The 22756-nt window shown below is 31.4% G+C and carries 28 protein-coding genes; 11 read left to right on the top strand and 17 right to left on the bottom strand.

Annotated features, from left to right (window positions below; genetic code table 11):
• The 3 genes from EU95_RS02170 to EU95_RS02180 form a co-directional block, all read left to right on the top strand.
• Positions 1 to 1344 (top strand): metal ABC transporter solute-binding protein, Zn/Mn family (locus tag EU95_RS02170; protein WP_032522654.1); only part of this gene is annotated, 1344 nt, incomplete at its 5' end.
• 77 nt (positions 1345 to 1421) lie between these two features.
• Positions 1422 to 2771 (top strand): CobW family GTP-binding protein, encoded by a 1350-nt coding sequence (locus EU95_RS02175; protein ID WP_032522653.1) that lies wholly within the window; start codon positions 1422 to 1424, stop codon positions 2769 to 2771.
• Positions 2759 to 3832 (top strand): WD40 repeat domain-containing protein, encoded by a 1074-nt coding sequence (locus EU95_RS02180; protein WP_032522652.1) that lies wholly within the window; start codon positions 2759 to 2761, stop codon positions 3830 to 3832. The genes EU95_RS02175 and EU95_RS02180 overlap by 13 nt, the downstream gene beginning before the upstream one ends.
• A 20-nt stretch (positions 3833 to 3852) precedes the next feature.
• On the opposite strand, the gene EU95_RS10005 is transcribed toward EU95_RS02180, so the two are convergent.
• Positions 3853 to 4008: a hypothetical protein gene (locus tag EU95_RS10005; RefSeq protein WP_193742494.1), complete on the bottom strand. Its 156-nt coding sequence runs from the start codon at positions 4006 to 4008 to the stop codon at positions 3853 to 3855.
• A 554-nt stretch (positions 4009 to 4562) separates the two neighbouring features.
• Here EU95_RS10005 and EU95_RS02185 point away from each other — a divergent pair.
• A complete protein-coding gene (locus tag EU95_RS02185; RefSeq protein WP_032522651.1) occupies positions 4563 to 4838 on the top strand; it encodes a DNA gyrase in 276 nt (91 codons plus the stop codon).
• Positions 4839 to 4861: 23 nt separating this feature from the next.
• Here the strand turns inward: EU95_RS02185 and EU95_RS02190 are convergent, their stop codons facing one another.
• Positions 4862 to 5083: a hypothetical protein gene (locus tag EU95_RS02190; protein WP_241466738.1), complete on the bottom strand. Its 222-nt coding sequence runs from the start codon at positions 5081 to 5083 to the stop codon at positions 4862 to 4864.
• Positions 5084 to 5124: 41 nt separating this feature from the next.
• Positions 5125 to 5361 carry a hypothetical protein gene (locus EU95_RS02195; protein WP_011818573.1) on the bottom strand — a complete coding sequence of 79 codons (237 nt, stop codon included), beginning with the start codon at positions 5359 to 5361 and terminating at the stop codon, positions 5125 to 5127.
• A 128-nt stretch (positions 5362 to 5489) separates the two neighbouring features.
• Between EU95_RS02195 and EU95_RS02200 the strand changes: the two genes are divergently transcribed.
• The 5 genes from EU95_RS02200 (at position 5490) to EU95_RS02220 (ending at position 9993) form a co-directional block, all read left to right on the top strand.
• On the top strand, positions 5490 to 6932 hold the full coding sequence (locus EU95_RS02200) for a circularly permuted type 2 ATP-grasp protein (RefSeq protein ID WP_032522650.1): 1443 nt from the start codon (positions 5490 to 5492) through the stop codon (positions 6930 to 6932).
• 1 nt (position 6933) lies between these two features.
• On the top strand, positions 6934 to 7875 hold the full coding sequence (locus tag EU95_RS02205; RefSeq protein ID WP_032522649.1) for an alpha-E domain-containing protein: 942 nt from the start codon (positions 6934 to 6936) through the stop codon (positions 7873 to 7875).
• Between the two features lie 11 nt (positions 7876 to 7886).
• Positions 7887 to 8744, top strand: a complete 858-nt coding sequence (locus EU95_RS02210; protein WP_032522648.1) for a transglutaminase family protein — start codon at positions 7887 to 7889, stop codon at positions 8742 to 8744.
• Positions 8745 to 8917: 173 nt separating this feature from the next.
• Positions 8918 to 9391 (top strand): HNH endonuclease, encoded by a 474-nt coding sequence (locus EU95_RS02215; protein WP_032522657.1) that lies wholly within the window; start codon positions 8918 to 8920, stop codon positions 9389 to 9391.
• An 83-nt stretch (positions 9392 to 9474) separates the two neighbouring features.
• Positions 9475 to 9993 (top strand): pentapeptide repeat-containing protein, encoded by a 519-nt coding sequence (locus tag EU95_RS02220; RefSeq protein ID WP_032522647.1) that lies wholly within the window; start codon positions 9475 to 9477, stop codon positions 9991 to 9993.
• An 8-nt stretch (positions 9994 to 10001) separates the two neighbouring features.
• On the opposite strand, the gene EU95_RS02225 is transcribed toward EU95_RS02220, so the two are convergent.
• From EU95_RS02225 to EU95_RS02235, 3 genes are read right to left on the bottom strand one after another with little or no spacing between them, the layout of a single operon-like run.
• Complete coding sequence (locus EU95_RS02225) at positions 10002 to 10355, bottom strand: hypothetical protein (protein ID WP_032522646.1); 354 nt, start codon at positions 10353 to 10355, stop codon at positions 10002 to 10004.
• Positions 10356 to 10358: 3 nt separating this feature from the next.
• The gene (locus EU95_RS10120) at positions 10359 to 10550 is read right to left on the bottom strand and encodes a hypothetical protein (RefSeq protein WP_032522645.1); all 192 of its coding nucleotides are present in this window, start codon (positions 10548 to 10550) and stop codon (positions 10359 to 10361) included.
• Positions 10551 to 10566: 16 nt separating this feature from the next.
• Positions 10567 to 11436 (bottom strand): carbohydrate kinase family protein, encoded by an 870-nt coding sequence (locus EU95_RS02235; RefSeq protein ID WP_032522644.1) that lies wholly within the window; start codon positions 11434 to 11436, stop codon positions 10567 to 10569.
• A 41-nt stretch (positions 11437 to 11477) separates the two neighbouring features.
• On the opposite strand from EU95_RS02235, the gene EU95_RS02240 reads away from it, so the two are divergent.
• Complete coding sequence (locus EU95_RS02240; protein WP_032522643.1) at positions 11478 to 11846, top strand: DUF2834 domain-containing protein; 369 nt, start codon at positions 11478 to 11480, stop codon at positions 11844 to 11846.
• 15 nt (positions 11847 to 11861) lie between these two features.
• Here the strand turns inward: EU95_RS02240 and EU95_RS02245 are convergent, their stop codons facing one another.
• The gene (locus tag EU95_RS02245; protein WP_032522642.1) at positions 11862 to 13091 is read right to left on the bottom strand and encodes an MFS transporter; all 1230 of its coding nucleotides are present in this window, start codon (positions 13089 to 13091) and stop codon (positions 11862 to 11864) included.
• A 2-nt stretch (positions 13092 to 13093) separates the two neighbouring features.
• Between EU95_RS02245 and EU95_RS02250 the strand changes: the two genes are divergently transcribed.
• Positions 13094 to 14644, top strand: a complete 1551-nt coding sequence (locus EU95_RS02250; RefSeq protein WP_032522641.1) for an alpha/beta hydrolase — start codon at positions 13094 to 13096, stop codon at positions 14642 to 14644.
• Here EU95_RS02250 and EU95_RS02255 read toward each other — a convergent pair.
• The 10 genes from EU95_RS02255 to EU95_RS02295 all read right to left on the bottom strand — a co-directional run bounded on the left by EU95_RS02255 (position 14641) and on the right by EU95_RS02295 (position 22755).
• Entirely contained in the window at positions 14641 to 15663 is a 1023-nt protein-coding gene (locus tag EU95_RS02255; protein WP_032522640.1) for an ABC transporter permease, read from the bottom strand. The genes EU95_RS02250 and EU95_RS02255 overlap by 4 nt on opposite strands.
• On the bottom strand, positions 15656 to 17227 hold the full coding sequence (locus EU95_RS02260) for an ABC transporter substrate-binding protein (RefSeq protein ID WP_032522639.1): 1572 nt from the start codon (positions 17225 to 17227) through the stop codon (positions 15656 to 15658). Before EU95_RS02260 ends, EU95_RS02255 begins: the two co-directional genes overlap by 8 nt.
• 17 nt (positions 17228 to 17244) lie before the next feature.
• Positions 17245 to 17490, bottom strand: a complete 246-nt coding sequence (locus EU95_RS02265; RefSeq protein WP_032522638.1) for a hypothetical protein — start codon at positions 17488 to 17490, stop codon at positions 17245 to 17247.
• A gap of 70 nt (positions 17491 to 17560) precedes the next feature.
• Positions 17561 to 18862, bottom strand: coding sequence for a homoserine dehydrogenase (locus tag EU95_RS02270; RefSeq protein WP_032522637.1), 1302 nt, complete (start codon positions 18860 to 18862; stop codon positions 17561 to 17563).
• A 44-nt stretch (positions 18863 to 18906) separates the two neighbouring features.
• Positions 18907 to 19326 carry a SufE family protein gene (locus tag EU95_RS0109135; RefSeq protein WP_032522636.1) on the bottom strand — a complete coding sequence of 140 codons (420 nt, stop codon included), beginning with the start codon at positions 19324 to 19326 and terminating at the stop codon, positions 18907 to 18909.
• Between the two features lie 41 nt (positions 19327 to 19367).
• Complete coding sequence (locus tag EU95_RS02275; RefSeq protein ID WP_032522635.1) at positions 19368 to 19925, bottom strand: 5-formyltetrahydrofolate cyclo-ligase; 558 nt, start codon at positions 19923 to 19925, stop codon at positions 19368 to 19370.
• Between the two features lie 9 nt (positions 19926 to 19934).
• On the bottom strand, positions 19935 to 20408 hold the full coding sequence (gene ruvC / locus EU95_RS02280; protein WP_032522634.1) for a crossover junction endodeoxyribonuclease RuvC: 474 nt from the start codon (positions 20406 to 20408) through the stop codon (positions 19935 to 19937).
• 5 nt (positions 20409 to 20413) lie between these two features.
• A complete protein-coding gene (gene bchI, locus EU95_RS02285; RefSeq protein ID WP_032522633.1) occupies positions 20414 to 21502 on the bottom strand; it encodes a magnesium chelatase ATPase subunit I in 1089 nt (362 codons plus the stop codon).
• A gap of 117 nt (positions 21503 to 21619) precedes the next feature.
• Positions 21620 to 22369: a TrmJ/YjtD family RNA methyltransferase gene (locus EU95_RS02290; RefSeq protein WP_032522632.1), complete on the bottom strand. Its 750-nt coding sequence runs from the start codon at positions 22367 to 22369 to the stop codon at positions 21620 to 21622.
• Positions 22370 to 22371: 2 nt separating this feature from the next.
• The gene (locus EU95_RS02295; protein ID WP_032522631.1) at positions 22372 to 22755 is read right to left on the bottom strand and encodes a c-type cytochrome; all 384 of its coding nucleotides are present in this window, start codon (positions 22753 to 22755) and stop codon (positions 22372 to 22374) included.
• Between the last annotated feature and the right edge of the window lies 1 nt (position 22756).

Raw genomic sequence — 22756 nt, 5'->3', positions numbered from 1 at the left:
TTAGTAGATAGAAAACAGGATGTTCATGACTTAAAGATCAATCCAAGGCAAGCTCAATTACTGAATAAAGCAGACAAAGTATTTACTCTTGGTAAAGAAATGACTCCAAGCATGAGAAATTGGGAAAATAAAAAGAATACTGTTGTTGTAGGTGTTAGTGCAATAGACGTAGACGATCATTCTGATCATGGAGGTCATGATGATCATTCAGACCATGGTGGACATGATGATCATGCTAAACATTCAGCTAAGGTAGATGATCATTCTGATCATGGAGGTCATGATGATCATTCAGACCATGGTGGACATGATGATCATGCTGAGGGTGCTTTCGAATGGGCAGGTAAATTCCAGCTTTCTAAGGGTTCTTACAAATGGTCATTTGAAAAAGTCGATGGCGAATATGCAGATCCTGCAATGAAGATGGTAATTCTGAAATCTAATGATATAGAGGGGTCTGAAGATTTAGCTAAAGAATTATTAGGATCTAAGGACTCAATAAGCAGAAAAAATAATGGCACTCTGATCGCAAGTAATAAGGCTTTTATTCTTAACTTTGATCAAAGAAAAGAAAGCACTGTTTTTAATGTGGATATCAAAGAAGATGGTCAATATATATTTTTTACTGAACACATGCCTTTTGAGTTTGAAGCAACTCAACACTTTTTTAAAGACGTTTTAAATAGTGATGTCGAACCGATAGCACAAGTACCAGACGAAGGAGAGGGACATCATCACCATCATGACCATGGAGGTCTAGATCCACATGTATGGCATGATCCACACAACATCATAAAAATGGGAAATATTATAAGCAAAAATTTAAAGAAAGATATTTCAGTTTTTAATAGGGGGGACAGAAAATTAATAAGTGAAAGATTTAAACAAGCGGATTCACTCTTAGAAGGTTTAGATAGTTGGATCATCGAACAAGTAAGCTCTATTCCTGAGGAAAATAGAGTAATTGTCTCTAAACACAAAGCAATGGAATACTACGGCGATGCATTTGGTTTTGAAACCATTAGTTTACTTGACTTTCTTGGAGACTCCTCAAGCTTAAGACCAGAAAACATAAGTTCTACTTTAAAAATGTTAGATGAAGAGAAAGTTCAGGCAATATTTCCTGAACAAATTCCAGCATCTAAATTATTAAGAAACTTAAGTAGACAAAGTTCAGTACCTTTAGCTTCTAATCAAATATTCGTTGATGGATTGATGATGGATGGTAATACGGTTTCAGTAGCCGTTCACAACACTTGTACAATTGTTGATTCTTTAGGTGGAAGCTGCGATAAAGAATCTGGCTCCAATCTTGAGTCTGAATGGTACAAACTTTCAGATTAAATTTTTCTAATAAAAACGGTTTTCATTTCTTATTATTACTATTATTGAACTATTGTTTATTTAGTAAAAATCAGTAAATGAGCATTAAAGATAAAGTTCCCGTAACCATCCTCACTGGATTCCTAGGTTCAGGGAAGACTACTTTACTTAATAGAATACTTAGTGAAGAGCATGGGAAAAGAATAGCCGTAATTGAGAATGAATACGGTGAAGTTGGTATAGATCAAGGGCTGGTAATTAATGCCGATGAAGAAGTTTTTGAGATGTCAAACGGGTGCATTTGTTGTACTGTTCGCGGCGATTTAATAAGAGTCCTTGGCAACCTTATGAAGAGAAGAGATAAATTTGACTATGTTTTAGTAGAAACGACAGGATTAGCAGATCCAGGGCCAGTTGCTCAGACATTTTTCATGGACGAAGAAATTAGTTCTGAATTTACTCTTGATGGAATTGTAACTTTAGTTGATGCTGCTCATATTGATCAGCAACTTGGAAGGAGTGATGAAAGTTCAGAACAAGTGGCATTTGCAGATGTTCTTGTCCTTAATAAAACTGATTTAGTCTCTGACGATGCACTAGATATTCTTGAATCGAGATTAAGAGATATGAATCGAATGACTCGAATTATTCGAGCCCAGAATGCCAATGTACCAATTGAAACAGTCTTAAATCTAAGCGCATTTGATCTTGATCAGATCCTTAAACGCAGGCCAACATTCCTTGAACCAGAATATCCTTTTGAATGGACAGGTGTTTACGATCTTGATGCAGGTAAATATAAATTAATGCTAGAAGAAGGACCGGATCCAGAAATGTCATTAGTAGCTCTAGTTAACCAAGGTGAGAGTGAAGAAGAACTTAAAGATGGTGCTGAATCCTCCGTAAGACTTTATGCAGAAAAAGCTAATAGTTTAAATCCTGGAAATACCATCCCATATGGAGAACATATAAATCTCAAATTGGAAGATAAAGGAAATAAATCTTTCATCATGAACATAGAAAAACCAACAAAAATAGGTTTGTTTACACAGCACACTGCTAAAGAATTCAATATGAAAGTCATTAAATGTATCGAAAATAAAGAGATTCAATTTAATACTGAAAGGTTCTGGCAAGCAGAGCATGAACATGATGATGAAGTAAGCTCAATTGCTATAGAGCGTTTTGGAGATGTTGACCCAGAAAAACTAAATACCTGGATGGGAAGACTTCTCTCAGAAAAAGGGGTGGATATATTCAGGACTAAAGGTTTCATAAGTTACTCAGGAAACCCAAGGAGAATCGTTTTCCAAGGGGTACACATGTTATTTACTGCACAACCCGACAAAGAATGGGGTAACGAACCTCGTAGAAATCAACTTGTTTTTATCGGCAGAAATCTAAATGAGAAAGATATGCAAGAAGGCTTTGATAAATGCCTGATATAGAACCATTTAGCCCAAGAGGCATGTTCCACGAGGGATGGACAGCTGAAGTAAACGATTACGCCATAGCATGTGGTTGGGCTCTTAAAGGTAAACAATTTATTGTTGGTGACGTTGCAGGAGGTCTTTTTGCATTCGAAGGAGATACTGGAAAGATTATTTGGAAAAAAGAAAATATACATTCTGGTGGTTTATTAGCAATGGCCATTCATCCAGAGGGTGAAATTTTTGCAACATCAGGTCAGGATGGAAAAGTTCAAATTTGTAATTGCCATGAAGGTAAAGTAATTAAAACTCTTAATCTTGGCAAGAGTTGGGTAGAACACCTCAAGTGGTCTAATGACGGTTTATTTCTAGCGATAGCTTCCTCAAAAAAAGTATATGTTTTTAATGAAATTGGAGAAGATAAATGGATCTCAGAAGATCATCCAAGCACAGTAAGTGCAATAACATGGTCAAATAAAAATGAGCTTGCAACTGCATGCTATGGCAGAGTGACATTCTTTGACATAGTTAATAATAAAACGAATCAAAAACTAGAGTGGCAAGGATCATTGGTCTCTATGGAATTAAGCCCTGATGGAGATATAGTCGCCTGTGGGAGTCAAGACAATTCAGTTCATTTTTGGAGAAGATCAACAGGAATGGATGCTGAAATGACTGGATACCCTGGGAAACCAAGTCACCTTTCGTTTGATGATAGTGGAAAATTATTAGCGACTAGTGGCAGTGAAAGAATCACAGTATGGAGCTTTATAGGCAATGGTCCCGAGGGCACTATGCCAGGAGAGCTATGTCACCATACAGAACCTATTTCGAGCCTAGCCTTTTCAAATAAAGGTATGCTTGTAGCCTCAGGATCTAGGGATGGTTCTGTTGTCGCAAGTTTTCTTAAAGATGACGGCAATGGAGATCCCGTTGGGGCTGCATTCGCGGGAGATTTAGTAGGGGCTATATCTTGGAAACCTGATGATTGTGCACTTGCAGCAGTCAATGCAAAAGGTGTTGTAAATGTATGGAAATTTAAAGTTCGTACTAACCTTTTCTCAAAAGGATTTAAGTGAAAAAGTAGAAATTTATAAAATTACCAATAGTTAGCTTTTAAATGTCTCTCCATACATATGACCTCACAGTCATTATCTATTCCTTTTGGGTGAATATCGCAATATGAGAGACATTGAAAATATTCATCTATAGGATTAGATTTATCTTTTTTAATTACTTCTTTCGGATGATTCATAAAGGATTTCCTCAATTATTTAAAATTAAGATAGTCGAACTAAATATCAAAAGAAATAAGCAAAATTTACTAAAAATATCCTCCCAAAAAAAAGCGATTAATTACTACTCTCGGACATTTTTAATCAAAAAGCAATGCGTATAATAACGGATTGTCTTTAGAGAAATATTTTCCTAATTTTATATTGTTGAGTTCTAGGAGGTCTTTCAAAATGATCGATAGCCTGCCTGAAATTTCGGAATAAACCGAACTAATTTAATTAACTGCTCCAATTATTTTTTATTAATGTCTAAGCTTCCTTCTTCTGCATCGTTTAGGTGCCCTTTAAGAAACAAGCTTAATTCTAGAGTTTTTGCCCCAGTTAAAGACAATTAGTTAATTTTGGTGAGCATTAGCTTAATAGAAGTTAGTAACAAGGATCCATGATTTAGGTGCGTTATTAACTTCAGTAAAAATAAGTAAGAGATAAAAGAGGGCTTATTCAAGCCCTCTTTTTTTAAAAGATGACGTTCTTCTATTTTTATAGATAATGATTAAAACAATAAAATTTTAAGATGGATAAATATTATTGCCCATATTGCAATCCTAAATATCAATTTCAAAAACAATCCTCAAAAGGTACTTATATTTGTGGCTTATGTGGAGAAGATCTTATAAAAAAACCATTTATTAGGTTAAACCAAATAATTGCTTTAGTTGCTGCGTCATCATTACTTCTACCGTTAATATATACTTTTATTTTTTTAATTAAAAATCAAATAAATCCTCCTAATAAAAATTATCAAGCAAACAGTACTTTAATAATAAATATCAAAGAAACAATTTCATAAAACAACTTTAAAATCTCGAGTGTTCAACCTCTACAGATAAATTTATTTAAACAAGAGTTTTCATTCTCAATATCAATTTGATCATAAACATTATTTAATTTGTTTTCGTTATTTTTTTCATTTCCTTTTTGTTCACAATGTGTCTTACAACCACCGTTAAATAAATTATGTGCATATAAATTGGAAATATTAGTAAGAACTAAAATAAAAATTACTTTATAAATTTGATAAAAATTAGACTTCATTTTTAATATCATTTCCAGAATTAGTAAATAAATAATATCAGTTAATTCCAAGGTGTGTTTATAAGTCCCCAAATATCGAAGAAAAAAAACAAAACTGCAATAACAACAAGATCCCATGCTCTTTCCCTAAAAGCCCAAGGCGCAATAAAAACTTCCCCCAGTCCGTGAAGTGCAGCCCCTACTGGGAGATGATCAAGAACCAGCAAACTGTGAGAGAGGATAAAAAGAAAGCTTGCGAAATATCTAAAAAAAACAAATTGCCAATTACTAGAACTCATACTTTTTAGATTTTTTAGAAATATACTTCAATGATCAAAATAATGATATAGATCGAGTCAAGAGATATTATTTTTGGTAGCCATAAATACGAATAAAGATATAAAGCTAAAGTAAAAATTACTAAATGATGAAATATATGTTTTCAAGTTATCAGCCTAAGAATAGTTTTGATGAATACTTTAAGGATAATGTTAACTCTGCTAGAGAAATATTGATTCCACTTCTTTCCTCATTAGATAATATGGGTCTTGAAGAATTAAACAGGAATCATTCTGCCGCAAAAAAATTATTACTAAGACATGGTGCAACTTTTAGATTAAACGATACCGGTTTAAAAGGTACTGAAAGAATATTACCTTTCGATCCACTTCCTAGAATAATTAGTAAAGATGATTGGGTAACGTTAGAAAAAGGACTAAAACAAAGGCTTGAGGCAATTGATTTATTCCTAAATGATATTTATAATTCTCAAAAAATAATTAATGATGGAATAATTCCAAGAGAATTAATAGAGAGTTCAGAAGGTTGGAGACCTCAGATGATTGGTTTTAAACCTCCACTAAATAAATGGTGTCAAATTTCAGGACTAGATTTAATAAGGGACAGGAAAGGAGATTGGCATGTTTTAGAAGACAATTTAAGGTGCCCTTCTGGGGTTGCTTATTTTTTAGAAAATAGATTAGTTATGAAAAATATTTTTCCAAATCTTTTCTCTGGAAGAATAGTAAAACCAATTGATGAATATCCATCATATCTTCTAAAAACACTTCAAGAACTTGCTGTTTGGACAGATACTCCCAAGATAGTTCTCCTAACTCCAGGAATTTTTAATAGTGCTTATTTTGAACATAGTTATTTAGCTCAAGAAATGGGCATCCAACTAGTTCAGGGTCATGACTTAGTTTGTAATGATGATTATGTATATTTAAAAACTACCTCTGGATTAAAAAGAGTAGATGTCATTTACAGACGAATTGATGATAATTTTTTAGATCCTCTTAATTTCAGAAAAGATTCCTGCCTTGGTGTTAGCGGATTACTTGATGTTTTTAAAGCAGGTCATGTTGCTTTAGCAAATGCACCTGGAACTGGAATAGCAGATGACAAAATGATTTATTCTTTTGTTCCAAAAATGATTAAATATTATCTTGATGAAGAAATTATTATTAAAAATGTAGAAACGTATATTTGTCATTACAAAAAGGACCGAGAATATGTTCTAGAAAATTTATCAAAGCTTGTTGTTAAGTCTGTCGCCGAAGCTGGAGGTTATGGAATGTTAATTGGCCCTCACTCAACGACAAGTGAAATAGAAGAATTCGCTAAAAAAATTAAAAATAATCCTAGAAATTTCATAGCACAACCTACATTAGAATTATCTACTGTGCCATCGTTATGTGATGGAGAACTATATCCATGTCATGTTGATTTAAGACCCTATATATTGAGAGGAAAAGATTCATGGGTTAGCCCAGGCGGCCTTACGAGGGTAGCATTAAAAAAAGGATCATTAGTCGTCAATTCTTCTCAGGGTGGAGGTTGCAAAGACACATGGGTTGTAGGTAAATAAAATGCTTTTAAGTCGTGTAGCAGAATCTCTTTATTGGATAAATCGTTATTTAGAACGTGCGGAAAACATATCTCGTTTCGTGGAAGTAAGTGAAGCAATGTCATTAGATTGCCCACCTGGAAGTGCAGAACCTTGGCTCCCGTTAATTGATGCTTCAAGTGATAGAGAATCTTTTGATAAAAGATTCCCAGAGAAACAACCTGATGATGTTATTAATTTTTTAATAAGAGATCGTTTAAATCCAAACAGCATTATTTCTTGCATTCAAATGGCGAGAGAAAATGCAAGACAAATCAGAGACGTCATGACCACAGAAATGTGGGAACAAATTAATATCTTATATTGGAATATGCAAGAAGGAGAAGCAATATGGAATAAACCAAGACAAGAACAATTGAGTGAAATTAGGAGGGAATGTCAGTTATTTTATGGAATTACAGATGCGACTCTAAGCAAAGACCTTGCCTGGAGATTCAGCATTCTTGGAAGATTAATTGAGAGAGCGGACAAAACATCAAGAATTTTAGATGTTAAATATTATTTACTTCTACCTAGTTTAGATGAACTTGGAGGAGTTCTTGATGAGCTGCAATGGATTGCTCTTCTACGTTCAGCTGGAGCCTATCAAATGTTTAGGAAAGCAGTACAAAATTCTATAAAGCCTAATTCAGTCGCGAGATTTCTTTTACTTGATCCAATTTTTCCGAGATCAGTAAGATACTGTCTTGATGGAATAAGTAATACACTTAAAACGATAGATACCACTCCATCTACTGAAAACCCTTCAGAATTAGAATGCATGAGAGGTTTACTTCAGGCAAAGTGGAGTTATATCAGAATTGAAGATATAATCAATCATGGTTTACATGAAGCAATAGATTCCTTGCAAATGGATTTGAATAAATTAAATGATCTTATTCAAGAAAAATATTTTATTAATTAGAAAGTTTATTAATGAGAATTAAATACGTTCACAAACTTGAATATAAATACGAAGAGCCTGTTCAATTAGGCGAACATAGATTATGTATAAAGCCAAGGTCAAATGGATTCCAAAAGCTAAAGAATTTTGAATTAAAAATAACTCCACAACCAGAAATTATTTATCCATTACTTGCTGCCAGCGGAGAAGAGATTAATAGAATCAGATTCAATGGATTAACAGATAATTTAATTATTGAATCAATTAGCGAAGTTGAAACTATACAACATCCAAACATTATAGATGGGGTTAAAAATAGAGATTTAACATTACCTTTTTGCAGAAGCATTATTAACAGAGATTTACAGGGAGCATTAGAAGGTTGGATGCCTAATGGGCAACACGATCCCTCTGCCGTAGAACTTGCCCAAGAAGCTTTAGCAGGAAGCATTAATAACGCACTATCATTTACCTACCAACTAATAGAGATAATTCAAGATCGAGTTAAATATACTAAAAGACATACAGGTCCAGCATGGCCCGCTAGTAGAACACTTAGAGAACGTATAGGTTCATGCAGAGATTTAGCAATGCTGATGGTTGAAGCTTGTAGGTCTATTGGTATCCCTAGTAGGTTTGTAAGTGGTTATCATTTTGAAGACCCGTTGCCTTCTGAGTTGGATTTACATGCTTGGGCTGAGTTATATATCCCAGGAGCAGGTTGGAGAGGTTTCGATCCAAGCGGAAAAGGATTAATTGACGAAAGATATTTAACATTGGTATCATCTTCTAAATCTAATTTAACTTCGGTAATTACAGGAAACTTTATAGGAAAAAATAATCTAGAAAATACTTTATCCTGGGAAATCAAACCTCTTGAAATTAAATAAACACTTAATTCATTACCATTTAAGATAATTAAAAAAATTAATCAAAATATCTTTCTTTTTTAGTGTTAATTGATACGTTCTTTGAGAAATATATCTGTTTTCATTTGTTTAATCTTTAAAGAAAATTGAACTCAAGTTTAGAAATTTCAGTTATTAAATCAAACAAATCAAAAATGTTTGAATTGATAAGCTATGAAAAATTTCGCGATACAAAAGATGTCAGATTTTTTGATATTAGTATTAATGAATCAAATTTCAGAGATCTAGTTATTCACAGTGGTCCTGCAATTAGCCCGCCAAATGAAGAAGAATTTAATAATTGGCAATTTTACATACATCACAATCAAGAAGATAATCTATTAGCTATCTCTGGGGGGAGAACATTTTTTCTCGTAAATTTTGGATGGGATTATCCTTTTTATAAAGTTAGATTAGAATCTTGCGGATATATTCTAAAGATACCTAGAGGAACATTTCATAGGTCAGTATCTGACGAAAACGGTTCCATAGTTTTAAATCAAGCTATTAGAGATGAAGGAGGTTCTGTTGAATCTGAATTCAAGGTAACGAATAGCAAAGATAATAAAAAACTTCTAGATTGCATAACAAATTTAGAACCTAGGTTTAAAATTTATAGTGTTAAATAATCTTAAAAAGGTATTCCAAAATTATATATCAATTTTAAAAATTATCTAATTGTTATAAAATAATAATATTCGAATTCTCTAGTATGAAATTTTTTAAGTTTTTAAAATATTTTTTATGCATTACTTTTTCTTTCTTAGTTTTATCCTCTCCAGTTTTTGCTGGGGCAAATGTAGCTGTTAAGGGCGAGGGAGATGAAGTTCCAAGTTATGTAAGATCTAATATTACAGGATTTGATTTCCATGGAGAGGATCTTCATTTGTCTTCTATAGCTGGAGCAGTTGCGAGAGACGCAGATTTTAGTGACGTTGATTTACATGGGACGACCTTAACCCTATCTGATTTAAAAGGTTCTAATTTAAACGGAATCGACCTGACCGATACTCTTTCTGATCGAGTTAATTTCCAAAAAACAGATCTTAGAAATGCTGTTCTAATAAATATGATCGCATCAGGAAGCAGTTTTGCAGGAGCTCAAATAGAAGGAGCAGATTTTTCTTACGCTATTCTTGACAGCGAAGATCAAAGAAATCTTTGTGAAATCGCGGATGGAATCAATCCAACAACAGGCGTTTCAACAAGAGAAAGTCTTGAATGTAGTTAGAATTAAAATTATAAATAAACTTTTTTTCCATTATTAAATTTATAAATCCTTTGTTCTTCATCTTGAAAAATCATTTCACCATTTAATTTTGATTTCTTAAATTTTGAAAGTCTTGCTCTGTGAATATTAGATTTTCTATTAATATTATCTTCGTTATCATAATTTCTAATATAAATATTTATATTAGGGTCTGAAAAAGTTTTTTCTTCCTCTCTTAAAAAAATTCTTTCAATATTTGTTTGGGTGCTCTGCAGCTTATTTTTAAATTTATCTAATTTAAAATTCTTTGGTTTTTTAGATTTATTTTTTTTGTAGACAAAAAAAATAACTCCTAAAATTAGAAAAACAAAAAAAATAATCATTTCCTATTTGATTTTTATTTTAATATCTACACCTAAGTTACTTTTAGTAGTTAAAATTTCTTTTTTTAATATTCCATAAGTAAAAATTCTAGATAAAGTTTTCAAAGATTTAAAAACTAAAAAAATAGTAAATAGAAAGAAAACAATAATGTTTTCTACAAGAATATTTTTATTTTTATTATCTGAGTTGCTCATGTAAGTGTTAATTCAATTATTTTTCATCATTATTTGCGTAGGGGCCGAAAAATTCACTTGCCTCTCTTCCCATTACTTTAGCAAGATTTAAACTTTTATCTATATCCCATTTAGATGCCATTCCATAAAGAATACCAGCGGCAAAAGAATCGCCACATCCATAAGAATCAACCTTTAATTTTTTGTTTTTAAGAGCCTTATATCTTCCTCCTGGAAATATTATGCCTCCCTTCTCTCCCTCGGTTTTAAAAGTATATTTAGGTTTTAAAGATAAATCAGAAAAAGAAAAAACTTCCCCTGGATCAAGATTACTGCCTATTAATCCATCTATAAGGACATTTGATTTATTAATCGTATTTAATCCCACTCTGGGTGTTGTACAGAGTATTGAAGCTGATCTAGCCATTTTAAAAATCTCTGAATCAGATGCAGTAATAAAAATTCCGTCCATTTTTTTTAAAATGTTCCATTCTAACTTGTCTTTATGTGTTGGAGCCAACCTTTCTCCAATAACTGTTATTGCTCTTTCCCCTTGAGAGTCAATTAAACTAAATCCTCTTCTAGTTGGTTTATCACGCCAAGCTACATGCAACTTAATTCCCATATTTGAAAGAACTTTGAAACACTTATCTCCATAATCATCATTACCTAATGAAGTAAAAAAATGAATTTGGTTTAAAGTTAAATCAGAAAGTTTTTTCGCGATGATAGAACCACCACCAGCAGGATATTCAATGGACTTTTTAGAATGAGAGATGATTCCTGGCTTCGGCAATTTATCAACTCTTAAGAAATTTATCCACTCAATATGTCCAACTACAGCAAAATTTAAATTTCCTTTTTTAAATTTATATTCTTCAATTTTATAATTCTTTTCAACGATCATAAGCCTTTAAATACTATTATTGAAATAATTATTTCTGACAAGTGAATTCATTTAACATTTTAAAAGATAATAAAAAGATACTATCTTATCTTTACCTTTTTCTATCAATTTTAGGTGCTGTCCTTCCAATGTTGGCAAATTTCGAATTTGCTAGGGAATATGGAAATAGTTTTGATATCAATAACTTCATTTCTTTAGCAAATGCCAACCCTGCAGCTCAGTCAATTTCTAGAGACTTATTAGTAGGTGCAAGTGCAATTTTTATATGGATAGTAAATGAATCAAAAAAATTGGAAATGAGAAATATGTGGGTTGTTTATATTGGAACTTTTCTTATTGCATTCGCATTCTCAGCACCTTTTTTCTTATTTCTAAGAGAGAGAAGAATTATTGAATTAGAAAATATTTAAATTTTTAAAACTTAATTAAAATAATCTCTTAAATAGGATTGCAAAAATTATAAAGCAAGCACATGAAATAGATAGCCAGATTACTGAAGCATAACCAAATAGATCTAATATTCGTCCCGAAATAAATGGCCCAATAAAATACCCCATAGCGAAACATTGTGATAACAGAGCAAGTGCTAAACCTTTTTTGTTTGAAGGAGCTATTCTGAAAACAACATCTGTTGATGTTGGAAGAAATGAAGCAGTGCCTAAACTAACTAATATCAATGAAAAAGAAATCAAAAATAAAGCTGGGATATTTAAATAACTAGAAATAAATAATAAAAATGAAGCAAAAGAGAAGTTTATTAAACTAAATTTCAACCCAAATAATCTACCTTTTTTGGATATCCAAGACCCAATAGGCCATTGTAAAAACAACAATAAAATTAACTGAATAGAAATTATAAGACTAGTAAGTTCTTTGCTTAATGAATTACGATATACTCCACCTTTAACAAGATCCAGTGGCAAAGTTACTTGAATCAAAGCTAAAGAGGTAGTTATCAATAAAATAGATAAAATTATTATTGTTGAATTTTTATTCCATTTCAATTGTTCCTGAATAATTGGATCTACCAATTTTGTTTGGAAATTTTCTAAGGTTCTTTTAATGGAAGAACTATTTCTAGTTATTAAATATGTGATAACTAACATGCAAAATATATCATTAATAAAAATTGATTTGGAATACAAAAAATTCGTCATATACCCCCCTAAGGATACCCCTAGAAATATTCCTAAAGCCTCCGAACTTCTAACAAGAGCATATGCTTTCCGAGTTTCGATAGGATGGCAAAAATATGGCACCCCATACTCGGCAGCAGGCCAATATATTCCTGCAGCAGCCCCAACAAATGATTGTCCAATTATGTACAAAAAAGTATCTCTTGAAAAAATGAGGCATAAGCTAGCGGCAATACTCAGTATTGAAGAAGTAACTATTGGAAATTGTATTTTTCCTGTTTTATTAAGATAATTACCTGTGAAGAGTCTTGTTACGGTTCCAATTATTGCTGAAATGGTAAATCCTAAGCCAATATCTGTAGCCGATAATCCTATGTTATTAAAAATAAGTGATGTTAAATAAATAACACCTCCTGCTCCAAATGCAGCGTAAAATCTTATCTTGGTTATTAACCTCAAATGATATGGAAATTGAATCCACCAATTTTTGCTAATTTGTAAACTATTTGGACTATTCACAAGTGAAATACATTTTTATAATTTTTTTTAGTTTTTGTGGTTTATTTTTTAATAATGGTTTAAAGGCTGCTGAAAAGATAAATATTAAGTTTGAAGAAATGCAAATCCCTCTTACTATAGAACAATTATCAAAATTAGAAAAATACAAAGATGATTCAACAGAGTTGATAGATTGGTTAAAAAAAAATGGATTAATAAGAGTTTTTGAATTATCAAAATTTTTAGAATTTCCAGTTTTCAAGGAAGAGGGATTAAATAGAGAAATATTAAGAAGTTGGATAGGGCGAAAGATTCTTACAGAATTAAGCAAAAGCATTAAAGTTCCAGATGACAATAATGGAACAGTAATTTATAACACTATAGAAAATTTATTAGATCAAAAAAAAGAAGTTTCAACTTTAGAAATCATAAAGGCATTACCTTCAAAAGAAATTTCACTAGATATTGATAATTTAATTCTAATAATTTCATCTTGGAAAAATGAATTATCAATGCAACAAGAACTTTTATCAAAATTAAATAAACTTAAAAGAACGAACCAAAATGCCTTTAAAAATGCTGAAAAAAAATCAATTAAAGATATTATAAAAATTGATAAAAAAATTTATGCTCCTCACCGAGTAAAACCTATTGAAATTGAAATATGGAAAAGCAATAAAACAAATAAAGAAAAAGAACTGATAATTTTTATGCCAGGACTTGGAGGCGAAATTAATAATTTCAAATGGATAGGAAACGAATTGGCCAGAAGAAGTTGGCCAATATTATTCATAGATCATAGAGGGAGTAATTTAGAATCATTCATAGATGTACTCGAAGGTAAGGAAACAATACCAGGAAGTGCGGACTTTTTCTTATATAGAATTAAAGATTTAGATGCGGTATTAAAAGCACATGAAAATAGAGAATTTGGTTTACCTAATAATTCTTATATTTTAATGGGGCATTCACTTGGCGCTTTAATAGCACTTCTATATGAAGGCAATAAACCTACTGATCAACTAAAGGATAAATGTGATTCGGCATTAAAAGACTTTGCGGTAACAAATTTATCTAAATTACTTCAATGTCAGTTGAGCGAAATACCATTTCCTGAAAAAAATAACACTAATAAGGCCAGTGCAATAGTAGGTTTTAATTCGTTTGGCAGTTTAGTATGGCCAAAAGAAAAAAGTTCTGGCATTAAAACACCAACTCTTCTAATAGGTGGCACCTATGACCTCATAACACCATTAATGAATGAACAATTTAGAGTCTTTTCTGCTTTAAATAATACATCAAACAGATTCCTAATTATTGAAGGTGCAAGTCATTTCTCTCCAATAAGAATTAATAAAACTTTTAAAGAAAATAATGACGTCTTCAAAATAAATGAATCTTTTATTGGTTCAGATCCAATATTAGTACAAGATTTATCTGCGAAATTTATAGTCAAATTTTTAGAAAATATTAATGACCAAGAGTTGCCTACAATAATTAAAGACCAAAGAGATTTGGGACTTAACTTCCATCTGTTAGATCTTGAAACTATAAAAGAAGTTTCAAAAAATTAGTACTCTATTCGTGGATCTAAATACGCGATTAAAATATCCACTAAGAGATTTAAAGAAACTATTAGCATAGAGGTAAAAATTACAATTCCTTGAACCAATGTATAGTCTCTCTGAGAAATTGCTTCATGTAATCTTAAAGCAATACCTGGCCATGAAAAAGTTACTTCGAACAATAGAGCTCCTCCTGCCAATGACGCCATAGTCAAACCTGAAATAGTCACGATTGGCAATAGAGCATTAGGCAATGCATGGTTTAAAAAGATTTTCCCCCTCGATATCCCTCTGCATAATGCAGCATCTACATAATCACTTTTTAATGTCTTTCCCAAATTTACTCTTAATGAGCGGGTAAATATACCACTCAAGAGAAAACCAAGTGTAATGGAAGGAAGAGCGAGATGATAAAGGCTATCTTTCAGAGCAATAATATTATTTGAAAGAATACTATCTAAAACAAGAAAACCTGTAATTTGAGGTTGTTGCTGAAATATTGGAAATCTTCCCCCAATTGGGGAAATATTAAAAAATACAGAAAATAATAATTGAGCTAGCATTGCGCCCCAAAAAGGAGGGATCGCATATGTCGCAATTCCTAATATTCTCGCAATATAATCAGTCTTTTTACCTCTATTTTTCAATCCAATTAATCCCAATGGGAATCCAATCAATGCGGCACTTAATATTGAAAAAAATCCAAGCTCAAGACTTGCAGGTAATGACTTAAGAATAATATTTAGGACTGGCTCTTGGGTACTAAGTGATTGGCCAAAATCTAAATGCAATATATTTTTAATATATGAAAAATATTGATTTATTAAAGGTTCGTTTAGCCCCAATTTATTTCTTAGAAATTCCCTTGAAACATCATCGGCACCAGATCCAAGTATGGCATCGACAGGATCGCCGGGAGCAACTCTCAATAAAATAAATACTAATGAAGAAATTATCCATAACATTATCGGTATTAAACAAATTTTTAATAAGGAATAATTTAGTATTTTATTTAAATTTCTACTCATCAATTAACTTAAGATCACTCAATGAAATTATTCCTGCTCCATTAAAAATAGGTTTTGATATTTTATTTTGAGACCATGCTTTTTGAGAGGAAATCCAAATAGGAATATAAGGTATTGAATTTGCTGCTATTTTTTCAATTTCAACAAGTTTTTCTAATCTTTTAATTCCACTTATTTTTTCACTCTCAAGAAATAAGCTTTCCACTTTATTAGATCCCCAAAAACTGCCGCTATAAACTGATTCTCCTTTTTTACATATTTCATCAACTATTTGATTACAACTTAAAAGAGGAGTGAGATAGGCTTCTGGATCTGAATAAGCTCCAGTCCAATCCAGGATAACTGCTGTATAAATCCCTAAACTTAGATTCTTATAAATTGTTGTAGATTCAACTCCATTGAGTTCAATATTAATGCAATCTTTCAAAGAATTTTTAATTTCTTCTTGCCATGTCAGGGCAATAAGCTTGTCAGCTGGCACATTCGATCTATAAGTAAGAGGTACTTTCAGAATATTTCCATTACAGAAATTTTCTTTTTGCAATAATCTTCTCGCTTCTAAATAATCATATTTAGGCCAAAATTCTTGATTTTCTTTTTTATATATCGGAGGAATAATTGATCTAGATGGCTTTCTTAATCCATAACTTACTTTCTCGCTAATTAATTTTCTATTTAGGCTTTTTGCTAAAGCCAGTCTTAAATTAATATTACTTAAGGGATAAGAACTGGTTTTAAGGCTTATAAAACTTAATTCTGTGAAAGGGCTATTACCTTCTTTAAACTGTTTATTTTTGCTTAAATCATTTAGGTTTTTTCTTTGACTATCATCAATTGAATTTGATAATAGCACGTCAATTTGTTTACTTTTTAAAGCTCCGAAAAGAGAAGATGAATTTGAATATCCCACAAAATTAATACCCTTATTTAGTGGCTTATCACCCCAATAATTCAAATATGGATCAATCAATTGAACTTCATTAGAAAAACTGGTCAACACATACTTGCCTGTACCAACAAATTTTTCATTTAGAAATTTATCAGAATATTCTTTGTAAAAGGTTGGAGATATTGGTGTTAAGTTTACAGATGTAAGTAACCCATTTAAAGAACTTGATGGTTTATTCAAATTTATTATGACTGAATATTCACTTGGCGTTTCTATTGATTTAATCTTATTGCCTAAGATATAATTCATCGTCCCAATCCTTTTGAATCTATCAAAAGTAAACTTTATTGCATTTGAGTTAAAAGGAGTTCCATCGTGGAAAAAAACATTTTTTCTTAAATTGATAATTATTCTAAGTTTATTCTTTGAAATAATTGGCATCCCTGAGGCCAATTCAGGTATTAATTCTCCGTTAGAATTCAATTCATATAGTGTGTCTCCTAGAGAACTGATTAATTGAATTGCTTTAAGAGTATTAGCTCTAGCTGGATCTAAAGATTCAATTTTCCCGGAACTTGCTACTATGATATGTTTAGATATTCTTTTCGAACCACAAGAATTCTGCAAAAAAGAAATTAAAATAATAAATATGGATAAAAAAACTTTTTTTTTCATATTTCTTAAGTACTTAATTATTCTGAAGAATTATTTGAGCAAAAAATTTGTAAGTTTATTCGACTTATTTCTAAAGCAAATGTTTTTTTAGAATTACTGTCAAAAGGCCACTCTCTCACCCAACAAATTTTTTTGTCTATATTTAAACCAATTACTTGAAAAGTGTTATTGCTATGTTTAATTTTTACAAAAGCACCTTTATAAAGGTTTTCAAAACAAATTAAATTATTATTTTTATTATCTAATAGTTTTGAATGAATCATTTAGGTGTTAAAACTAAACACTTACTTTCTTCGGTTTAACAAGTCATTAAGCAATTTGCAAACTATTTTTTTAAATGCAACTTAATTGACTTGCAATAATTTTGACTTCATTTAGCGAATTTATTTCATCTTTAGATTTATCAAAATTTCCATTATTAACCTCATGAGTTATAACAACAATTTCAGCTTTGTCCTCACTAGCGTCTAGTTGAACAATTGACTCTATTGATACATTATTTTTTCCAAAAACATCTCCAATCTTTCCTATTACACCTGGACTGTCAAGACAAATAATTCTAAGATAATTTTTTTTATTTATTTGTGAAGATCCTATGATATGACAGTTTCTCCAGAAATCAAAGGATAATAATGGATCGATTGAATTATTATTTTTTACTGAAGCGGCATGAAGATTTAATATATCTGAAACTACTGATGCAGCAGTTGGGCCACTCCCTGCACCTGGACCATACAACATTATCTCTCCAAGAGGATCAGCCTCAATCAATAAGGCATTATTAACTCCATTAACTGTTGCCAATGGATGAGATTTTGGAATCAAAGAAGGTCCTACCCAAATATTCAAAGAAAGTGAATCATTACTATTAATTTGTCCCCTTTCGGAAAGCGCTAAAAGTTTTATTTCAAATCCTAATTTATTGGCATATTCGATATCCTTTAGATTAATTTTGCTAATTCCCTCAGAATGTATCTCCTCCCTTTTGATTTTCCCTCCAAATGCAAGTTCACTAAGAATTGAAATCTTATCAGCAGCATCATGACCCTCAACATCTGCAGTTGGATCAAATTCTGCATAACCTAGGCTTTGGGCCAATTTTAAGGTCTCCTTATAATCAGCTTTTTCATTTGTCATCTTTGAAAGGATAAAATTTGTTGTGCCATTTATTATCCCAACCATTTTTTTTATGCTGTTACTTTTTAATGATCTTTTTAAGGGTTCAATTATAGGAATCCCCCCGCAAACTGCCGCCTCTGACAATATATAAACTCCCTCTTTAGAAGCAGTTTCGTATATTTCTTCTCCATATCTTGCAATGACTGCTTTATTAGCCGTGACAACCGATTTACCTAATTTTAATGATTGCAGAATAATTTCTTTAGCTAAATCAACCCCACCCATTACTTCAACAATTACATCTATAGAGGGGTCATTAATTAATTTAAATGGATCATCAGTTAATAAATTATTATCTATCTCAATATCCCTTTTTTTATTAAGATCTTTTACTGCTATTTTTGTGATTTCTATTTCTTTTAAAATTGGATGTGAATCAACTTTAGAACTTAATATTTTATAAATACCTGAACCTACTGTTCCAAAACCTACAATCCCAATTTTGCATTTTCTCATTTTTTATTTCTTTTAACTTTGAGTTTAATTTTATATTATTAGACCTACAAAAAGTCATTTGCTTGAGACTGCATTTTCAATAATATGTTTAAAAACCCATTAGATCGTGAAGGAGTTAAGCTTGCTTTCAAACCAGTATCTTCAATAAATTTCTTGTCTATTTTAACAACCTCATTTGGTGTTAACTCATTTAACCCATTAATTAAAAATGCTAATAAACCCTTAGTTATTAGTGCATCAGAATATCCTTCCCAAAATAATTTACCGCTCCTAATATTTGCTTTAACAAAAACTTCTGAAACACATCCCTTAACCTTATTTTCTTCAACAAATATTTTATCATCTGGTTCTTTCAATTTTTTCCCTAGCCACAAAATATACTCATATTTTCTTTTTGGGTCTTCTGATTTCTTTAATTTTTCTACTAATTTTGATAAATTATTGTATTTTTCTTTATTTTCCATTTTTTAGAAAACTATTAAGAAACCCATATGTAGATCTATTATTATACAAATATTTCTTTTTCTGTGATGAATCCTGATAAAGGAATATCCCACTCAGCTCTGGTTAATGGAATCCTACTTACACAATTAGAAGCTAGTACTCCAAGACATGGAACATTTCTCCAATTTTTATCTCTCCTTAATTTATCAAAATAACCTCCTCCATAACCTAACCTTATTAAATTTTTATCTATGGAAAGACATGGGACAAGTATCATGCTTATCTGCTCATAACTTAGTGAAAAAGAATTATTCGGACTTAGTATCCCCTCTGAATCTTTGGTAAGAGGTTTTTCATCCCATGGATAAAATAATAAGTCTTTTTTATCTGTACATCTAGGCAAAGCCAAAGAAATTTTTTCCTTAAGACTTCTTATATCTACTTCATTTTTTAGAGGCCAATATATTGCTATGTAACCAATATTCTTAGATTTCTTTATGAATGAATCAACATATGATTTTACTTTTTTTTCTACATTTTCTCTTTGATTTATAGAAACCTCATCTCTAAGTCTTCTAAAGATATCCCTTTCCAATTTTTTTTTTTCAGAAATAGTCATATTGAATCTTCAGTTAATGCCATCTTCATTTAATTTTGTGAGCGCAATGGCCAAAGCATCTGCGGAATCATCAGGTTTGGGAGGTTTGTTAAGTTTTAAGTTATACATAACCGCATCAAGAACTTCTTTCTTAGAGGCTTTTCCAGAACCAGCAATGGTTAACTTTATCTGAGCAGGAGAATATTCACTAACATGAATTTTTTTAGAGGCCAATACCATCATAATCACGCCTCTTGCTTGCACCACGCTAATGGTAGTACTTGATCTATAAAAAAAAAATTTTTCTACAGCTGCTGCAGTTGGATTCCAACGATTTATCAATTCATTTAAATCATTGAATATCTCATAAAGTCTATCTTCTTCTTTTTTATCTTTACCTGTCTCTATAACTCCGCAATCTAATAATATCTTTTTTTGATTTGCTATTTCAATAATTCCATAACCAACTCTAGCTAATCCAGGATCAATCCCAATTATTCTCACGGTAATTAGGCTTCTGCAGACAGCTGAAATTTTGAAAGATTTTCTTTTTCATCTAAATCAAATACTTTACAAAAAGCTTGAATAACTCTTTCACCTGAATCAACTTGTTCTAGGGGATCTTTTCTTAGTCTATGTCTTAAAGAACAAGAAATAACCCTTGCTATGTCATCTTCCTGAACTTCAGTTCTGCCCTCAAAGGCTGCAATTGCCCTTGCCGATCGATTTGTAACAATATCTCCACGTAAACCATCAACATCTAATTCTCCACAGATTGCAGAAATATTCAATCTCAGGTCATCATCCATTTGAACAGAATTTAATATTTCTTGAGCTTTAATAACCTTTTGTTGCAGTTCATCTTGTTGTTTCTCAACATTCAATGCAAACTCATCAGGATTATCGTCAAAAGAAGTTCTTTGATCTACCACTTGAACTCTTAATTCAGCGTCTCTAACTGTTTTAACCTCAACACTCATTCCAAACCTGTCCAAAAGTTGAGGCCTCAATTCACCTTCTTCTGGATTACCTGAACCAATAAGGACAAACCTTGCAGGATGTCTAACTGAGACTCCCTCCCTTTCAACTGTATTCCACCCAGAAGCAGCCGAATCTAAAAGTACATCAACCAAATGATCATCAAGCAAATTCACTTCATCTACGTATAGTAGACCCCTGTTAGCTTTTGCCAATAATCCAGGTTCAAATGCCTTAATACCTTCACTCAAAGCCTTTTCTATATCAATAGTCCCACATAGCCTATCCTCAGTAGCCCCTAAAGGCAAATCGACCATAGGTACTTGTTTTTGAATAATCTCAAGATTATCTCCCTGAACAATTTTTTCCATAACTTCTTTACTCTGCAAATCAGGATCGTTTAGAGAACTATTATATGGATCGTCTTTTACAACTTCTATCGCAGGCAACAAATCAGCTAGAGCTCTAATTGTAGTAGATTTTCCAGTCCCTCTATCTCCCATTATCATCACTCCTCCAATTCTTGGATCAATAACATTTAATAAGAGTGCTAATTTCATTTCTTCCTGACCAATTACTGCTGTAAAAGGAAAAACTCTTCTTTTCTTTGTTTTAGTCACAGTTTTAGTTTTCTTTAATTTTCAAATAATCAATAGATGCTACTTCAGAAAATGTTTTTAGTAAATATTCCTATCAAATTAAAACAACAGAAAAATAATAATTAATTAAATTTATAATTATTTATTTTTTTTTGAATTATCCAAAAACCAGTTTATTTGATGGATAATTCCTCTTAAAACATTTATTTCGTGCATTGATGTATTTGCCCTTAAAACAAACTTCTTAAATTTACTAATTTTTGACTTAGAGGTATGTTTTAAGAGATAACCAACCTGCAGAAGCATATCCTCTATTTCCACAAATGTATCATTTATTTGTTTCGATGATGCCAAGTTAAAAACTTTTAATTCATTATTTAATTTCTTTTTAAAAGACTTATTTAATTCATACAAAACTATTGAAACAGCGTGAGATAGATTTAATGAGGGATTATTTTGAGAAGTTGGAATATAAAAAGCCTTATTAGCCAAAAGCAATTCACTATTAGTTAAACCTCTATCTTCTCTTCCAAATACAATTGCTAAATTGTTTATCTTTTCAAAGGACAAAGTCCAATCAAATATAACTTCAGAAGATCCAAAAAATGAATCTTTACCTACATCAACCCTTCCACAAGATGCTAAAACTAAATCACAATCAAAAATTGCTCTTTCAAGACTATCAAAAATCTTACAATGTTCAAGAAATTTCTGACCTTTAAGGGCCATTTTTTTTGCTTCCAAAGAAAATATATCGCATTTTGGAGAAACAATTCTTAATTCATTAACTTCAAAATTAGTGCATAATCTGGCAACGCTCCCCACATTTAGAGGGCCATTTGGTTCAACCAATATTACATTTAAATTAGAAAAATTTTTACCCAAAATCCTTAAAGGGTATGGAGATACTTTAATAAATTAGACATATTTACAGGATCAATTTCAAAACTTGGCATTGGAGGAGTTAGGCCACCAGTAACTTGTTTAATTATCTCTTTATCATTTAAACGCTGAGTTATTGAGTGTAAGTCTGGACCTACTAATCCTCTTGCTGTAATTCCATGACATCCAACACAATTTATCTTAAAAAGAGCATCTCCTTCCTCAGCAGAGCCATTAAGCTCAAGAGTTTCCATAACATATTTATTGTTTTCATGATGATTTACGAAAAATATTGAAAAACATATCAATAAAACTCCAAATACAATAAAAAAATTTTTTAAGTATTCTCTTTTAGAGACTCTTTCTGCTGCAGATGATGAAGATGTTGACACA

This window comes from Prochlorococcus marinus str. MIT 9201, from assembly GCF_000759955.1.
GTDB lineage: Bacteria > Cyanobacteriota > Cyanobacteriia > PCC-6307 > Cyanobiaceae > Prochlorococcus_A > Prochlorococcus_A marinus_G.
The sequence above is the reverse complement of the archived record's forward strand: the minus strand, read 5'-3'. Positions and strand labels throughout refer to the sequence as shown.

What these genes read in the sequence shown, in the direction of transcription:
- EU95_RS02255 (WP_032522640.1), bottom strand. Translation starts at nt 15,663, where the DNA reads ATGAGTAGAAATTTAAATAAAATACTAAATTATTCCTTATTAAAAATT.
- EU95_RS02190 (WP_241466738.1), bottom strand. Translation starts at nt 5,083, where the DNA reads ATGAAGTCTAATTTTTATCAAATTTATAAAGTAATTTTTATTTTAGTT.
- EU95_RS02180 (WP_032522652.1), top strand. Translation starts at nt 2,759, where the DNA reads ATGCCTGATATAGAACCATTTAGCCCAAGAGGCATGTTCCACGAGGGA.
- EU95_RS02185 (WP_032522651.1), top strand. Translation starts at nt 4,563, where the DNA reads ATGGATAAATATTATTGCCCATATTGCAATCCTAAATATCAATTTCAA.
- EU95_RS02205 (WP_032522649.1), top strand. Translation starts at nt 6,934, where the DNA reads ATGCTTTTAAGTCGTGTAGCAGAATCTCTTTATTGGATAAATCGTTAT.
- EU95_RS02275 (WP_032522635.1), bottom strand. Translation starts at nt 19,925, where the DNA reads ATGACTATTTCTGAAAAAAAAAAATTGGAAAGGGATATCTTTAGAAGA.
- EU95_RS02265 (WP_032522638.1), bottom strand. Translation starts at nt 17,490, where the DNA reads ATGATTCATTCAAAACTATTAGATAATAAAAATAATAATTTAATTTGT.
- EU95_RS02195 (WP_011818573.1), bottom strand. Translation starts at nt 5,361, where the DNA reads ATGAGTTCTAGTAATTGGCAATTTGTTTTTTTTAGATATTTCGCAAGC.
- EU95_RS02260 (WP_032522639.1), bottom strand. Translation starts at nt 17,227, where the DNA reads ATGAAAAAAAAAGTTTTTTTATCCATATTTATTATTTTAATTTCTTTT.
- EU95_RS02200 (WP_032522650.1), top strand. Translation starts at nt 5,490, where the DNA reads ATGAAATATATGTTTTCAAGTTATCAGCCTAAGAATAGTTTTGATGAA.
- EU95_RS10120 (WP_032522645.1), bottom strand. Translation starts at nt 10,550, where the DNA reads ATGAGCAACTCAGATAATAAAAATAAAAATATTCTTGTAGAAAACATT.
- EU95_RS02225 (WP_032522646.1), bottom strand. Translation starts at nt 10,355, where the DNA reads ATGATTATTTTTTTTGTTTTTCTAATTTTAGGAGTTATTTTTTTTGTC.
- EU95_RS02210 (WP_032522648.1), top strand. Translation starts at nt 7,887, where the DNA reads ATGAGAATTAAATACGTTCACAAACTTGAATATAAATACGAAGAGCCT.
- EU95_RS02235 (WP_032522644.1), bottom strand. Translation starts at nt 11,436, where the DNA reads ATGATCGTTGAAAAGAATTATAAAATTGAAGAATATAAATTTAAAAAA.
- EU95_RS02270 (WP_032522637.1), bottom strand. Translation starts at nt 18,862, where the DNA reads ATGAGAAAATGCAAAATTGGGATTGTAGGTTTTGGAACAGTAGGTTCA.
- EU95_RS02220 (WP_032522647.1), top strand. Translation starts at nt 9,475, where the DNA reads ATGAAATTTTTTAAGTTTTTAAAATATTTTTTATGCATTACTTTTTCT.
- EU95_RS02215 (WP_032522657.1), top strand. Translation starts at nt 8,918, where the DNA reads ATGTTTGAATTGATAAGCTATGAAAAATTTCGCGATACAAAAGATGTC.
- EU95_RS10005 (WP_193742494.1), bottom strand. Translation starts at nt 4,008, where the DNA reads ATGAATCATCCGAAAGAAGTAATTAAAAAAGATAAATCTAATCCTATA.
- EU95_RS0109135 (WP_032522636.1), bottom strand. Translation starts at nt 19,326, where the DNA reads ATGGAAAATAAAGAAAAATACAATAATTTATCAAAATTAGTAGAAAAA.
- EU95_RS02175 (WP_032522653.1), top strand. Translation starts at nt 1,422, where the DNA reads ATGAGCATTAAAGATAAAGTTCCCGTAACCATCCTCACTGGATTCCTA.